The 13,234-nt window shown below is 68.3% G+C and carries 15 protein-coding genes; 4 read left to right on the top strand and 11 right to left on the bottom strand.

The features are described from left to right. Positions 1 to 16 precede the first annotated feature (16 nt). Positions 17 to 664, bottom strand: coding sequence for a phosphatase PAP2 family protein (locus MAAFP003_RS02270; RefSeq protein ID WP_096284067.1), 648 nt, complete (start codon positions 662 to 664; stop codon positions 17 to 19). 128 nt (positions 665 to 792) lie between these two features. On the opposite strand from MAAFP003_RS02270, the gene MAAFP003_RS02265 reads away from it, so the two are divergent. Further along, a complete protein-coding gene (locus MAAFP003_RS02265) occupies positions 793 to 1,275 on the top strand; it encodes a hypothetical protein (protein ID WP_096284065.1) in 483 nt (160 codons plus the stop codon). Here the strand turns inward: MAAFP003_RS02265 and MAAFP003_RS02260 are convergent. Then, the gene (locus MAAFP003_RS02260) at positions 1,259 to 1,543 is read right to left on the bottom strand and encodes a hypothetical protein (protein ID WP_096284064.1); all 285 of its coding nucleotides are present in this window, start codon (positions 1,541 to 1,543) and stop codon (positions 1,259 to 1,261) included. The two genes, MAAFP003_RS02265 and MAAFP003_RS02260, sit on opposite strands and share 17 nt — an antisense overlap. A 49-nt stretch (positions 1,544 to 1,592) precedes the next feature. Here MAAFP003_RS02260 and bluB point away from each other — a divergent pair, with 49 nt between their 5' ends. Beyond that, on the top strand, positions 1,593 to 2,339 hold the full coding sequence (gene bluB / locus MAAFP003_RS02255; RefSeq protein WP_096284062.1) for a 5,6-dimethylbenzimidazole synthase: 747 nt from the start codon (positions 1,593 to 1,595) through the stop codon (positions 2,337 to 2,339). Positions 2,340 to 2,511: 172 nt separating this feature from the next. Then, a complete protein-coding gene (locus MAAFP003_RS02250) occupies positions 2,512 to 3,885 on the top strand; it encodes a sulfatase family protein (protein ID WP_243393742.1) in 1,374 nt (457 codons plus the stop codon). 7 nt (positions 3,886 to 3,892) lie between these two features. On the opposite strand, the gene MAAFP003_RS02245 is transcribed toward MAAFP003_RS02250, so the two are convergent. Continuing rightward, positions 3,893 to 4,672: a trans-aconitate 2-methyltransferase gene (locus MAAFP003_RS02245; protein WP_096284058.1), complete on the bottom strand. Its 780-nt coding sequence runs from the start codon at positions 4,670 to 4,672 to the stop codon at positions 3,893 to 3,895. Between the two features lie 144 nt (positions 4,673 to 4,816). Here MAAFP003_RS02245 and MAAFP003_RS02240 point away from each other — a divergent pair, with 144 nt between their 5' ends. After that, positions 4,817 to 6,019, top strand: coding sequence for an alpha/beta hydrolase family protein (locus MAAFP003_RS02240; protein ID WP_243393741.1), 1,203 nt, complete (start codon positions 4,817 to 4,819; stop codon positions 6,017 to 6,019). Here the strand turns inward: MAAFP003_RS02240 and eccE are convergent. The 8 genes from eccE to MAAFP003_RS02200 form a co-directional block, all read right to left on the bottom strand. Further along, positions 6,006 to 7,010, bottom strand: coding sequence for a type VII secretion protein EccE (gene eccE / locus MAAFP003_RS02235; RefSeq protein ID WP_096284053.1), 1,005 nt, complete (start codon positions 7,008 to 7,010; stop codon positions 6,006 to 6,008). The genes MAAFP003_RS02240 and eccE overlap by 14 nt on opposite strands. After that, entirely contained in the window at positions 7,007 to 8,419 is a 1,413-nt protein-coding gene (gene mycP, locus MAAFP003_RS02230; RefSeq protein WP_096284051.1) for a type VII secretion-associated serine protease mycosin, read from the bottom strand. Before mycP ends, eccE begins: the two co-directional genes overlap by 4 nt. After that, positions 8,416 to 9,828 carry a type VII secretion integral membrane protein EccD gene (gene eccD / locus MAAFP003_RS02225; protein WP_096284049.1) on the bottom strand — a complete coding sequence of 471 codons (1,413 nt, stop codon included), beginning with the start codon at positions 9,826 to 9,828 and terminating at the stop codon, positions 8,416 to 8,418. Before eccD ends, mycP begins: the two co-directional genes overlap by 4 nt. Before the next feature lie 71 nt (positions 9,829 to 9,899). After that, the gene (locus MAAFP003_RS02220; protein ID WP_096284047.1) at positions 9,900 to 10,769 is read right to left on the bottom strand and encodes an ESX secretion-associated protein EspG; all 870 of its coding nucleotides are present in this window, start codon (positions 10,767 to 10,769) and stop codon (positions 9,900 to 9,902) included. A 10-nt stretch (positions 10,770 to 10,779) separates the two neighbouring features. After that, on the bottom strand, positions 10,780 to 11,070 hold the full coding sequence (locus tag MAAFP003_RS02215) for a WXG100 family type VII secretion target (RefSeq protein ID WP_025736523.1): 291 nt from the start codon (positions 11,068 to 11,070) through the stop codon (positions 10,780 to 10,782). A 32-nt stretch (positions 11,071 to 11,102) separates the two neighbouring features. After that, positions 11,103 to 11,396, bottom strand: a complete 294-nt coding sequence (esxG, locus tag MAAFP003_RS02210) for a type VII secretion system protein EsxG (protein ID WP_096284045.1) — start codon at positions 11,394 to 11,396, stop codon at positions 11,103 to 11,105. Between the two features lie 54 nt (positions 11,397 to 11,450). Then, entirely contained in the window at positions 11,451 to 12,926 is a 1,476-nt protein-coding gene (locus MAAFP003_RS02205; RefSeq protein WP_096284043.1) for a PPE family protein, read from the bottom strand. 2 nt (positions 12,927 to 12,928) lie between these two features. Continuing rightward, entirely contained in the window at positions 12,929 to 13,228 is a 300-nt protein-coding gene (locus MAAFP003_RS02200; protein WP_096284041.1) for a PE family protein, read from the bottom strand. Positions 13,229 to 13,234 lie beyond the last annotated feature (6 nt).

The following is a 13,234-nucleotide window of genomic DNA, read 5'->3' as shown; positions in this document are numbered from 1 at the left end:
GGTCACGGCGCCGTGATCAACGAAAAGCCCACCGCGGCAGCGGCTTAGGACGAAACACTGCCAGACACACCAGGACGTACAGGTATCCCAGTGCCCAGCCGGCGAATACGTCGGACGGGTAGTGCACGTTCAAGGCGACCCGCGAAAAGCCCACCAACACAAGGATGATCGCGGTCAGCGACATCGCGATGCGACCCAGCATCGCGCTCATCATCGGCATGATGAAGGCCAGCAGGGCGAGTAGGGACGCCGTCGTCTCGAGCGCGTGCCCCGAGGGAAACGACGTCTGGGCAATGGGCACCAGCATGGTCGACGGCCGCGGACGATCCGCCAGGCTCTTGGCCGCCTGCGTCACCAATCCGTTCAGCAGCCCACAAGCCACCAGCACCAGTGCCGCGCGCACGTCACGCCGTACCAACGCGGCCACCGCCGCGACCGTGTCGAGCACCCGCAACGGGACCGGCCCCAGCACATTCGTCACCACTCCCCAGAACCGCAGCCACGCCGGATGCTTGACGGCGGCGTCGTGCGAAGCGTTCAACAGCGACCAATCGATCCGGTGCAGCCAGCCCCAATTCTGCAGGTAGCCCACCCACATCAGCGCGTAGACCGCGGCGGCCACGAGAGCGGCGCAAACAGCCATCGGGAGCCGCGAGCGGGTCATCCCTAAGCGATACCAGGGCGTCTGCCACGGCGAGTGTGGGGGTTATGCACATCCGCATCTGGAAATTCGTCCATAGGCGCCACACTCGGCGGCGGCGACGCCACCCGGTTCCGCGTCATACTGGCGTCATGGCGGTCTTTGTCCGCAGGTTGCTCGGTATCGGCAAGCTACCCGAGGACCTGCATGCTCAGGTCGAAACCGAAGGCGTGCTCTACCTCGCCGACTACGTCCCGGTGACCAGGCGGTTCAGCGGCACCATCCCCGGTGTGCGGTTGCCGCGCAGCGTCGCCTACTACACGGGCTCGCTGGTACTCACCCGGCAACGGGTACTCGCGACGCTGTCGATGCTGCCGAAGCTGGCCGGTGCGACCGTCGACGTGCCCTGGGATGCACCGCAGACCGGCACGGCCCGGGCCGAGATCTCGTCGGACGGTTTGGAGGTACACGTCGACGTCGCGCGGGTCGACGACAAGTTCAGCGGCGAACTGTCGCTGCTCTACAAGACCGCGATCCCGGCGGATGTGCTCAGCGGGCTGCCGCTGCGTTCGTTGACGTTCGACATGGCGCCGGACTGCATCGTCCGCGCGGTCGGCGTCACCTATTCTCCGTGATCGTCATCAACGGCCACGGCGGCTGGCGGAGCACCGCGAGGCTTCCGATGACCGCGGCGAGCAGGCCGGTGAGCACTCCGATCAGCGCGACGCGATTGGCGTTGACGGCGGGCACCCAGGTCGCCCGGCCCTGACGAATGACGAAGACGCCGACCGGCCTTTCGACCGTGATCACGGTGGCACCGTCGGTGGTCTCGAAGGGTTCGCCGTAGACACGCCCCGACTGACGGTCGGTGGGCAGCTGCTCGAGCACGTCGGAATACTTCACTGCACGCTCCCTTGGTGGTGTTGTGGGACTGCGCGATACATTGACGCTAATGCCATTCTCCGCCGGCGAATACTCCGATGGCGCGGTGAGCGAACACGCGTTCAGCTCGCAAGATCGTCGCGTCGTTTACCGGGTAATCGCCGAACGACGGGACATGCGCCGGTTCGTGCCGGGCGCCGTGGTGCCCGAGGAAGTGCTGGCCCGCTTGCTGCAGGCCGCGCACGCCGCGCCCAGCGTCGGGTTGATGCAGCCGTGGCGTTTCATCCGGATCACCGACGACGCGGTGCGCCGCGGCATCCACGCCCTGGTCGACGAGGAACGCCCGCGCACCGCGGAAGCGCTGGGACCGCGCGGCGCGGAGTTCCTGCGGCTCAAGGTCGAAGGCATTCTCGAATGCGCCGAACTGCTGGTGGTGGCGCTGGCCGACAAACGCGACGTCCACATCTTCGGCCGGCGCACGCTGCCGCAGATGGATCTCGCGTCGGTGTCCTGCGCGATTCAGAACCTGTGGCTGGCGGCCCGGGCCGAAGGTCTCGGGGTCGGCTGGGTCTCGCTGTTCGATCCGCAACCCCTGGCCGAGCTGCTGGGCATGCCCGCCGATGCCGAGCCGGTGGCCATCCTGTGCGTCGGCCCGGTGCCCGACTTCCCCGACCGGCCGGCGCTGGAGCTCGACGGCTGGACGCATGCGCGACCGCTCTCGGAGTTCGTCTCCGAAAACCGATGGACTCAGCCGCCGGACACCCGGCCGGCGTCGGACACCGGAACGGCCAGCACGGTGCCGTCCCCGCCGGTGTGACGCGGGGATCGGCGACTTTGGCATACCCACGCGCCGAACGTGCACTCACTGATGGAATACCGCGGAAAACCCGCCCTCAGAGCACGTTCGGCGGACGGGAATGCGGCGACGCATTCAGATCCTTGGCAGGCGACTGCGGTATCGTCGCCGGTCGGCAAGGCATGGTAGGGAGGTGGCAGTGACCGGCGACAACGTACTGATCGTGCACTGGCACGACCTCGGGCGCTATCTCGGCGCCTACGGCCACCCGGACGTCAGCAGCCCGCGCATGGACCAGCTGGCCAGTGAAAGCATCCTGTTCACCCGGGCCCATGCCACCGCTCCGCTGTGCACACCGTCGCGCGGCTCGTTGTTCACCGGTCGCTACCCGCAAAGCAACGGCCTGGTCGGCCTGGCCCATCACGGCTGGGAATACCGCGCCGGCGTCCAGACCCTTCCCCAGATCCTGTCCGAATCGGGCTGGCACTCAGCGCTTTTCGGTATGCAGCACGAGACTTCGTACCCGAAGCGGCTGGGTTTCGACGAGGTGGACGTGTCGAACTCCTATTGCGACTACGTGGTGGACAGCGTCCAGGATTGGCTGCGCAACGACGCCGCGGCGCGGGCTGGACAGCCGTTCCTGCTGACGGCGGGATTCTTCGAGACCCATCGCCCCTACCCGCGGGACCGCTACGAGCCGGCCGACAGCGCGGCCGTCGATCCACCGGACTACCTGCCCGACACACCCGAGGTGCGCGGCGATCTCGCCGACTTCTACGGCGCGATCAGCACGGCGGACGCCGCGGTCGGCCGGATCGTGGACACCCTGGCCGAGACGGGTCTGGACACCAGCACCTGGGTGGTGTTCTTCACCGATCACGGGCCGGCCTTCCCCCGGGCGAAATCCACGCTGTACGACGCCGGAACAGGCATCGCGCTGCTCATCCGCCCGCCCACTTCGGCGGACCGGGCCGCGACACCCCAGGTCTACGAAGAACTGTTCAGCGGCGTCGACCTGGTTCCGACGTTGCTGGAGCTGCTGGGTCTCGACGTGCCCGCCGAGGTAGAGGGCGTCTCGCACGCCCATGCCCTGCTTGCACCCGAAACGCCGGCCGACCCGGTGCGCGATCAGGTCTACACGATGAAGACCTATCACGACTCGTTCGATCCGATTCGGGCAATCCGCACAAAGGAATACAGCTACATCGAGAACTACGCGCCGCGTCCGCTGCTGGACCTACCGTGGGATATCGAAGAAAGCCCGTCCGGGATGGCGGTCGCACCGTTCGTCAAAGCCGCGCGCCCGGAACGCGAACTCTACGATCTGCGAACCGATCCCACCGAGACCACCAATCTACTGGCCGATGGCGATCCGGAAATGGATGCGATCGCCGCGGATTTGGCTGTCCGCCTTAATGATTGGCGTCAGCGCACCGGCGACGTAATCCCCTCGGACTTCGCCGGTACCCGGATCGCGATGCGCTATACCGAAACGTATCAACGGATCCATCACACGACACCGGCGAACCGGTCGGCGATCGCCGTCGACCGCGGCGTCGAAGAGTAGACAGCCGCTACCCCGCGGCCGCGCCGCCGACCTCGGCGACGATGAATACCCGCCGGAACGGGAAAATCGTTGTGCCGTCGGCCCGCGGCGGGTAGGCGTCGTCGAGCAGCGGGATGAGCTCCTCGCGGAACTGATCCCAGCCCGCGTCGTCGAGGCGTTCACGCACCGGAACCAGCGCGGTGCCGGTAATCCATTCCAGCACTGGGTGTTCCCCGGTCAGCTGGTGTAGGTAGGTCGTCTCCCAGGCATCGACCCGGCACCCCGCGTCCATCAGCAGATTAGCGTAATGCGCCGGCGGCTGGACCACCGCGCCGACCCGGAACGGTATGTCTTTCAGCGTCTTTGCGTAGTGTTCGCGGCGCGCCACGGCCCGCACCGCGGCATGCGACGGGGTTTCGAAGTTACCCGGGATCTGCACCGCGATCCACGACCGGTCCGGTAGTTGGCCGGCCCACCGGACCAGCAGGTCGGCATGTTCGGGAACCCAATGCAGCGCGGCGTTGCTGACCACCACGTCGGTGTCGGGTTTCGGCTTCCAGTCCCGCAAGTCGGCAACCGAAGCATCGATTCCGCGTTCCCGGGCGGCGGCCACCATCTCCGGCGAGGTGTCCATGGCCTCGATGGCCGCGCCGGGCCAGCGCTTCTCGAGATATTTCGTCAAGTTGCCGGGTCCACAGCCCAGGTCGACGACCCGGCGCGCCCGCTCGGCCCCCACTCGCGAGAGCAGGTCGTAAAACGGACGGCTTCGATGGTCTGCAAATGCCAGGTAGACGTCTGGATCCCACATGTCGGTCCTCCTGATCAACGCCGTGGCTGGTCGGCGATATAGACAAACCGTATTACCGCATGGTGCCCCCGTGGCGCCCGAGTGGCCCCGTAATCGGGTCAAATGGCCAGGATCGGGCGCCGGGCCGGGATAGCATCGGCATTCGTGGGGTCCGACACAGATCCGATCGATCCGCCCATTCCGGTTCCCGACGTTCCCGGTGCCGATGTGCCACCCGGCGCCGACGGGTTGCCCCCGCTGTCGGCGTTGCCGCCGCGTGAACGCGGGGTGGTCGCCGCCTGCGCCGCCGGCGACGTCGCATTGCGCACCTGGGTGTCGTCGCTGCTGGCCGTGACAGCCGCGCCGGCGGTGGTGGCCACGACGTTGCGGCACAGCAAGTCCGGGAGCGAACGCGCCAACCTGAACTTCTACGCCGAGCTGGCCGCCGAGCACGATCCGGCGCAGTCATTCCCTGCTCCGACCGAACTGCCCCGGGTGTCGTCGCGGCCCGCCGGCCCGCTCGCGCGATGGATCGCGCGCGGCACCGTCGACAACATCTCGTTCCCCAGCAGTTTCACCGCGATCAATCCCGCGATGCGCGAGCGGTGGAATGCGTGGGGGTCCAACAACATCGTGCGCGCTCAGCATTGGCGCCACGACGACGGTCCTCGTCCCACGCTGTGCGTGATTCACGGCTTCATGGGGTCGTCGTATCTGGCCAATGGCCGCTTCTTCTCTATGCCGTGGTATTACCGGTCCGGCTACGACGTCTTGCTGTTTACGTTGCCGTTCCACGGCCAGCGTGCCGAAAAGTGCTCGCCGTTCAGCGGTTTCGGCTACTTCGCCGGCGGGCTCGGCGGCTTCGCCGAAGCGATGGCCCAGGCCGTGCACGACTTCCGGTCCGTCGTCGACTATTTGCGGCACACCGGCGTCGAACGCATTGCGCTGACCGGCCTTTCGCTGGGCGGCTACACGTCGGCGCTGGTGGCCTCCGTCGACGACCGGCTGGAGGCCGTCATCCCCAACTGCCCGGTCGTCACGCCGGCGACGATGTTCGACCAGTGGTTCCCGGCCAACAAGATGGTCGGCCTGGGGCTTGCGTTGTCCAACATCAATCGCGACGACCTGAATGCCGGGCTGGCTTACCATTGCCCGCTGAACTACCAGCCGCAACTTCCCAAGGACCGGCGGATGATCATCACCGGCCTCGCCGACCGGATGGCTCCCCCGGGACAGGCGGTCATGCTCTGGGAGCATTGGGATCGCTGTGCGCTGCACTGGTTTCCGGGCAGCCACGTGCTGCACACCAGCCAGCTGGACTACCTGCGGCGGATGACCAGCTTCCTGAACGGTTTTATGCTGAACTAGCCGCCTCGGTTCGCACCGCGCGGTGGGCGCCGGTCACCGGCGTCGGCCAATCCAGGGTCGCCAGCAGGCCGTCGGGCTCCGCGGTGTGACCGTCAAGTCGTTGCGTGGACAACAGATCCAGTGCCGCCAGGGCCGGCGCCTGGTTGCCGCGCTGCGGGATCAGCCCGTCCACCGGCGGCGCGCCCTCCGGGGGCGCATCGGTGAGGAAAGCACACGCGACCGCAACCGTGTCCTGCTCACCCGAGCGTGCGATCTCGAGCGCGGTGCACGTCTCGCGGGCCGGATGCGACCGAATGGCCTCCAGCGTCGCGGGCAGGTCCGCATCGACGACGATCTGATATGCGGCAACGAAATCCGAGGTGCCGCGCTGCACCGCACGCCAGCTCTCGCGGGCATTGGCCGTCAGCCACCGCGGCACGTCATCCGACGCGATGGCGTTGGCCTCCCAACCGATCTCGCGCAGGTGGTCGGCAAGCCGTCGCGCGACAACCTCGGCGGTCTCATGCAGCGGGATGCGCGATGAACGTGCCTGCAGCGCCGGCAAGTTGTCGGCCGCCGACACCGTGATACCGATCCACGTCTCGCGTCGCGATGCGTCGGATGCATTGTCGCGGCTGGTGATACGGACCTTGTCAGCGCGGATGCCGTAGCGGTCCAGGTATCGGGCGATCAGCTGCAGCGGCAGCACGGCGTCGTCGGCACTGGACGGCCCGATCCGCACCAACGCGGTTGTCTTTGCGGCAACGACGGATTGGATGTCGGCTTCCCCGGTCGGGTTGGAGCGGCGGCTCATGATGGCCAGCCGGCGCCGCAGAATCGTGGTGAAGTGCAGTCCGCGCCACCAGCCGAACAACACGATCACCGCCACGACGGCGACGCCGATCAGCCAGTAGTCACGAGTCGAGTGCCAGGGGTAGGCCAGCGCCGCTGGCACTACCGCCAACGCCGCCAGGGCGATCCGGGCGCTCCCCGGGATCGGGATCGAGCTCACGAGGTGGTCTCCTTCCGTCGGCGCGCGCCGGCGATCGCGGTCGCGGCGGCAACCGCCGCGACAATCAACGCCAGCGCGGCGGTCCCAGCGAACGCGACGGTTCGCGGGGTGTTGTCTTTCGGCGCAGGTGCCGGGGGTACGGCGACCGGCTTGGCCGGCGTCGCGGCCGGCCCGGTGCTCGCGGGCAGTTCCCAGGTGAGCGCTGCCAGCGGGTCCACACTGCCGGTGCCCACGACGTTCGACGGCGCCCGGGCACCGTTGTGCGCGGTCGCGGTGATCCGGCGCACCACGTCGGTGGCGGACAGGGTGGGGTACTTGCTGCGGACCAGCGCCGCGACACCCGACACGTAGCCGGCCGCGTAGCTGGTGCCGCTTAGCGCGCTCAGTTGCTGATGGTCGTCGGGCAGGCCGTTGGCCAGGCCGCCACCGTCGCGGTTGCTCACCGACACGATCTTTTCGCCCGGCGCCGCGACACCGACCCACGGCCCGGACATGGTGAATTTCGACGGCTGCCCATCCGCGGTCAAGGACGCCGCCGACAGCACGTAGGGCTGCCAGTACGACGGAATGGAGACCGACGTGACACCCGCCCAGTTCCGCGCATCGTCGGGGCGGGCGAGATCGGTGAGCGGGTTTGACTCGCAAGACATTCCGCCGCCGACCGAGCCGGTGGACCCGGTGTTGCCCGCCGCCGCCACGATCACCGCGTCCTTGTCCACCGCCGCGAAGCGGATCGCCGCACCGAGGGCGGCCTGATCGACGGGCCGGTCGGCCGCCATGCAGGTGACCTGCGAGATATCGATGACCCGTGCGCCCAGGTCGGCCGCATGCACGATCGCCCGGGCCAGCGTCGCGACCTCGAGGGACACCCGCGCCACCATCGGGTCGCCGCCCGGTGCGCGCGGCGAGAACTTGCCCGACGCCGTCCGGATCGCCAGCACGCGGGCCGCGGGCGCGACGCCCGAGAAGCCATCCTCGGAGGAAGGCTGGCCCGCGACGAGCCCGGCGACCAGGGTGCCGTGCCCGTCGCAGTCCGTCAGGCCGTCGGTCGTCTCCACGAAATCGCCGCCGGGATCGACATTCGGCAGCCGGGGTCCCGGCCGCACCCCGGTGTCGAGCACCGCCACCAGCTGACCTTCGCCGCGGGAAAACTGCCATGCCGCGGGCAGATTCAGCATCGCCTGACTGGGCGTCACGGCCGTGGGATCGCTGCCTCCGATGACGCCGGAAGCGGCGCACGGCCCGCGCTGCTCCATCGGCTGCACCGGTCCGGCAGCGCCGCTAGGCGGCTGCACGCCCGGGTCGACCGCGGGCTGGCCGATCGCCGATGCCTGCGGACAGCCCCACGGGACGATGGCCTGCGCGAAGACCAACACCGCTGTGAGGCAGGCGAATCCGGCACGAATCATCGATTGAGCACCCAGGCGAAGAGGCCGACCAGGTAGGCGATGACAGGAATCAGCGAAGCGTCCAGGCCGGTCGCGACGAAGCCCAGCAGGCGGCGCAGCGGCAGCGAGTAGGTGTCCGGCGAGGCGATGCTCGGGTTCAGGGCCACCACTGCCCACGCCAGCACCAGCGCAACGAGCACCGCCGCCGCGACGAAGGCGGCCAGGAAACGTTCGGTCGAGGTGTAGAACACCAGCAGGACACCGGCGACCAGGAACGGCTGGGCCAGCAGCCACGCCTTGCACGCGGCCGAATCCCACACGCGGGCACGCAGCACGGAGGTCGCCGCGGTGGCGGCCAGCACGTACCAGCCCCAGCCGCTCAACGATTCGGGTCGCAGCGCGATCGCCACCGATCCCAGCACACTGAGCAGCGCCGCGCCGGCGATAAAGCCACTCTGGTGGGCGTCCCCGATGCGCACCCGTCGCGGCAGGTCCTCGAGCACCCGAAGCGCGGGCGCCGACGGAGTCGGATCCCCCGGTGCCGGGATGACCGGCAGCGGGAAGCGTGCCCACAGTGCGGACAGCTGGGCCGCCTCGATGGTGACCAGCAGAGCCACCACGATCAGCCCAGCGCCGATAGTCAATACCGGTAGCCGCCAAAGCAATTCGGCACCGGCAGCCAATAAGACACCGGCCCCCAGCACCGCGGTCGCGGTGAAGAAACCGGCGATGCGTTCCCGCTCGGCGGTCGGCACCATCAGCACGATCAGCGACCACGCGGTCACACCGGCAGCGGCCAGCACCAGCTGCGCCGCACCGAACTTCCCGGGCACGGCCAACGCGAGGGCTGCGCCGACGGGTACCAGCGCCGCCATCGACAGCGCCATCCCGGTGCGCTCCGAACGCAGCGTGACGAACAAACCGGCGATCGCGGTCGCTGCCGCGATCACGCTGACCGCGACCAGTCCGGCCAGTGCGCCGGTGGCGACCCGGTAGGTCACCCCCAGTCCAGTGGCCAGGAAGGCCACCAGGATCGCCGCCAGCAGCGCCCCGCGCTGGATCTGCGCGATGCCCCACGGCTTGAGTCTCGACGTCGAGAAGATCATTGCGGCGTCGGCGATATCCTCGACAATGCCGGGCGCGGCCGGACCGGACGGAACCGGCTGCAGCGCAAGCAAATCCCCGTCGACCACGCCGACGGTATCCAGGCTGGCGTCCAGACTGAACGGCGCTCCCCCGATCGGCGCCAGGCTCAGTTGGGAAACGGCGCCGGTGCGCGCACTGTCGGGGTCACCGCCGTCGCCGTTCTGTGCCGTCGGGACCACCAGTCGCTGCACCGCGGGCAGGACTTCACGCAGCGGCAGCTCGGTGGGCAGGGCTACTTCTGTCAGCCTGCTGTGCGCGAGGATGGCCACGCGAACGATCGGCATGACCGCACCGGAGGTCAACGGACCCTCGAATCAGCCTGGTACATCGTGTTCTCTCTCTATCTTGTTGTGTTTTAGGCGTATTGGGTGGATAGATCTCGCGACAGCCGCTGACCGGGGAACCAGTGTCCCTCGGGCAGGCAGGCGGTCAAGTTCTCGATCGCGACGGCAATCGCAAACGGGGTTCCCGGACTGAACGTCGAGACCCATTCACCGTCGAACGCGCGGGACGGACTGACCAGGATCCGGCCCGCGGTGGTGTCGACGATGCTCATCCCGACTTCGGTGGTGGCGTGCTGACCGTCGCGATGGCGACCGGCGACGATCTCCACGTAGGTGCGCGGGCCGGTGAATACGGATTCCACCACTGCCCTGGCGGATTGCGGAATGCCAAGGTAGTCAAGGACTTCAGTCAGCGGCGCACCGGAGCGCAGTCGTTCGTCGGCGCGCGCTCCCACACGCGCCGGCATGCTGAATTCCGCGAACTGCGCCGGCGGACGCTGGCCCAGCCCCACACCGAGGACCGGAACCAGTGCCCGCGCGTCGCCGATATTCATGGCGGTGAACGTGACCAGCTGCGCGCTGCGTAGCGCGACGACGGACTGGCCGGTGGCGCCGGCGCGCCGCGCCACCACACCGCGCAGCAACTCGCCGGCACCGCTGGCTGCGCCGGAGCCCACGTAGCGCAGATCAAGCCATTGGTCGGGAAAACACACCAACTTGATCCAGTCGGCGACCGCCCGGTTCACCACACCGTCGGGCCCCATCAGACCCATCCGGGTCAGCTCGTCCTTCTGATCTTTGAAGAACGCGTCCCGCTCCGCGGCATCGCGATAGGGCGTCGTGATCGCCAAAACCCATGGAAAGGTACCCGCGCCAACGGTTTCGGCGATGAACCACGCGTTTTCGACCGTCAGCTCGACGGCATTGGGCTCGACACTCATCGACGGAGGACTAACCGCCCCACTTGGCGGCTTCGGCCGTGTCGCGGGCGAACATGGCCAGGGTGTTGTTTTCGTGCGTGCTGGCCATCGCCTGGTAAGAGCGCACCAACGCCTCCATGGCCTGGTTCCACTGAGCCTGCCAAACCTGGTAGGTCATACCGGTGTCACCCTGCCAGGCGTTCTGCAACGCGGCCTGCTCGGTGGCGATGTCGGCGCCGAGGCCCTGCATCGTGCCGGCATAGCCCGACATGTCGGCGGCGTGGCTCAACATCGCCGGGTAGTTGTACATGATCTGCGACATCTCAAGTCCTTTCGCGGTTACTAGGGGTCAGCTCAGAACGAGGTGTAGCCGGACGCGGCGGCGGCGTCGGCGGCCACATAGGTGCCCGCGGCGTCACCGAGGTTGGCCTGAGCGATGTCCAGCAGGGTGTTGACCCGTGCCGCCATCTCCACGAACCGGGCGTGCGCGGCCTGGAACGCAGCCGAAGACTCGCCCTGGTGGAATGCCTGGGCGGCCATCGCTTCCTGCTCGGCCCCGTTGATCGTGCTGCGCATCAGGGCGGCCTTGGCGCTGAACGCCGACTGCGAGGCCACCAACTGTGGAATGTGAGCATCCAGAAGACTCATGACATTTCCTTTCTCTTCTGTCCCTTACGATTTCGGCTATTGACTGCGCTACTGCTAACTTTCGGAGCCCCCTCCCCCCGCCTGATCGGGCTCATCGGGACCCGCGCCGTCGCGGTCCCAGGTTCCCGGCACCATCGGCATCCGCGGGCCGCTGCCGTACTCATCGCCAGCCAGCTCGGTCAGTCCCGATGCCTGCAGATCCGCGTCTTTGCGCGCGGTTCCGGCAAATCCAAGCCGCCCGGCCCCACTGCCCGAAGCCATTGCGGCCGTGACCCCCTCGGCGCCACCCCAGTCGGGATCGACGTCGACGTTCATGTCGAGGAACTCGTCACCGTGATCGCGCATCGCGGCCCGTCGGCGTCGTCGAGCCGCGGCCGCGCGGCCGGGTACCGCTGCAGCGGCCGCCGGGATGGTCGCGGCCGGTGCCTTAATCCCGCCGCGGCCGCCCAGGGTGGGGCCGAAGCCGGTTTCCGGATCGCTACCCATGGCCACCAGATAGCCGAAAGTCCCGGCGACCGGAGCGGGTGCCGGTGCGGTCGCCGCGGTGGCGGGCGCGGCGGGTGCGGACGCGGGAGCCGACGCGGGCGTCGCAGCCGGCGGGGCCATGGCTGCCACCGGCGGCATGGATGAACTCTGGGCGGGCAGCACCGGCGGGACCGCGACCGCGCCCGGCACCTCGGGCAGGTCCTGCGGGTTCTGCAAGTACAGGTAGGCGCCGATGCCGATGACCAGTGGGATCAGGAAGGGGGCGGTCAGAATCGCGCCCCAGGTGGGCCAGCCGAGCAGGTTGGTGACCAGCTGATAGGCGAGGAAGAACAGCAGCGGTCCGTTTGCCACCAGGAACGGCCCCAAATTCTGCATGAACTGCTGAATCATGTCGTTCAGGTTCTGGAAGAACTGCTGCAGTTGCCGCAGGAGGTTCTCCCACCAGTTCCCGGAATCCGAGTCACCCTGCTGGGCCAGCGTCGAGAAGTTGTTGGTCTCGGCACCGGGACGCAGCACGTTGGGAGCGGGGTCCGTCCGCGGCGCCCCGGCCAGCGCCGCGTCCGACACCACCTGGTAGGTGCTCATCGTGATGGCGGCCTGGACCCACATCCGTGCGTAGTCGGCCTCGTTGACCGCGATCGGAATCGTGTTGATCCCAAAGAAATTCGTCCCCACCAGCACACCGTGGATCATGTGGTTGGCGGCCAGCTCCCCCAGTGTCGGCATGGCCGTCAAGGCGCCGGTGTAGGCCGCCGCCGCGACTTCGTGCTGGGCAGCCACCCCCGCGCTGTCGGCGCTGGCCTGCATCAGCCACGCCAGATAGGGGATGTGCGCGGCCGCGTATTGCTCGGCGGTCGGCCCTTCCCACGAGCCCGCCTGTACTTCCCCCAGTAGCCCACTGAGTTCGGCTGCCGCGTCGGCATATTCGGTGCTGAGCGAGGTCCACGCACCGGCGGCCGCCAACAGCGGCCCCGGTCCCGGTCCAGCGGTCAGCAACGCCGAATGCACCTCCGGCGGAGACGCCATCCAGATAGGCGCGGTCATTGTCAGACGCCGTACGTGACGGCCGCGGCGGTGTCACCCGCGAGGTAACTCGCCCCGCCTTCGCCGACGCCGATACCGGCGCGGCCCAGCTCCTCGACGCCCTCGGCGGCCACCACCGAGTGCAGCTGGCCCTGGGCACTGAATCCCGCTGCCGTCGTCAGCGACACCGGATCCGCCGCGGGTGGCACCACCGCGGTGATCGCCGGAGCGGCCGCCGCGTGCGCACTCGCCAACCGCGCCGTCAGCGCCTCCACCGCCGCACTCGTCGCCGCCAGGCCTTCAGGGACAACTCGCAACGTCATATTGAC

The organism is Mycobacterium ahvazicum (assembly GCF_900176255.2).
Lineage (GTDB): Bacteria > Actinomycetota > Actinomycetes > Mycobacteriales > Mycobacteriaceae > Mycobacterium > Mycobacterium ahvazicum.
Note: the sequence above shows the minus strand (reverse complement) of the source record. Positions and strands in the feature narration are given on the sequence as shown.

Coding starts and splice junctions, on each gene's coding strand:
- MAAFP003_RS02270 (WP_096284067.1), bottom strand. CDS start 664: ATGACCCGCTCGCGGCTCCCGATGGCTGTTTGCGCCGCTCTCGTGGCC.
- MAAFP003_RS02265 (WP_096284065.1), top strand. CDS start 793: ATGGCGGTCTTTGTCCGCAGGTTGCTCGGTATCGGCAAGCTACCCGAG.
- bluB (WP_096284062.1), top strand. CDS start 1,593: ATGCCATTCTCCGCCGGCGAATACTCCGATGGCGCGGTGAGCGAACAC.
- MAAFP003_RS02245 (WP_096284058.1), bottom strand. CDS start 4,672: ATGTGGGATCCAGACGTCTACCTGGCATTTGCAGACCATCGAAGCCGT.
- mycP (WP_096284051.1), bottom strand. CDS start 8,419: ATGATTCGTGCCGGATTCGCCTGCCTCACAGCGGTGTTGGTCTTCGCG.
- eccD (WP_096284049.1), bottom strand. CDS start 9,828: ATGCCGATCGTTCGCGTGGCCATCCTCGCGCACAGCAGGCTGACAGAA.
- MAAFP003_RS02220 (WP_096284047.1), bottom strand. CDS start 10,769: ATGAGTGTCGAGCCCAATGCCGTCGAGCTGACGGTCGAAAACGCGTGG.
- MAAFP003_RS02215 (WP_025736523.1), bottom strand. CDS start 11,070: ATGTCGCAGATCATGTACAACTACCCGGCGATGTTGAGCCACGCCGCC.
- esxG (WP_096284045.1), bottom strand. CDS start 11,396: ATGAGTCTTCTGGATGCTCACATTCCACAGTTGGTGGCCTCGCAGTCG.
- MAAFP003_RS02205 (WP_096284043.1), bottom strand. CDS start 12,926: ATGACCGCGCCTATCTGGATGGCGTCTCCGCCGGAGGTGCATTCGGCG.
- MAAFP003_RS02200 (WP_096284041.1), bottom strand. CDS start 13,228: ATGACGTTGCGAGTTGTCCCTGAAGGCCTGGCGGCGACGAGTGCGGCG.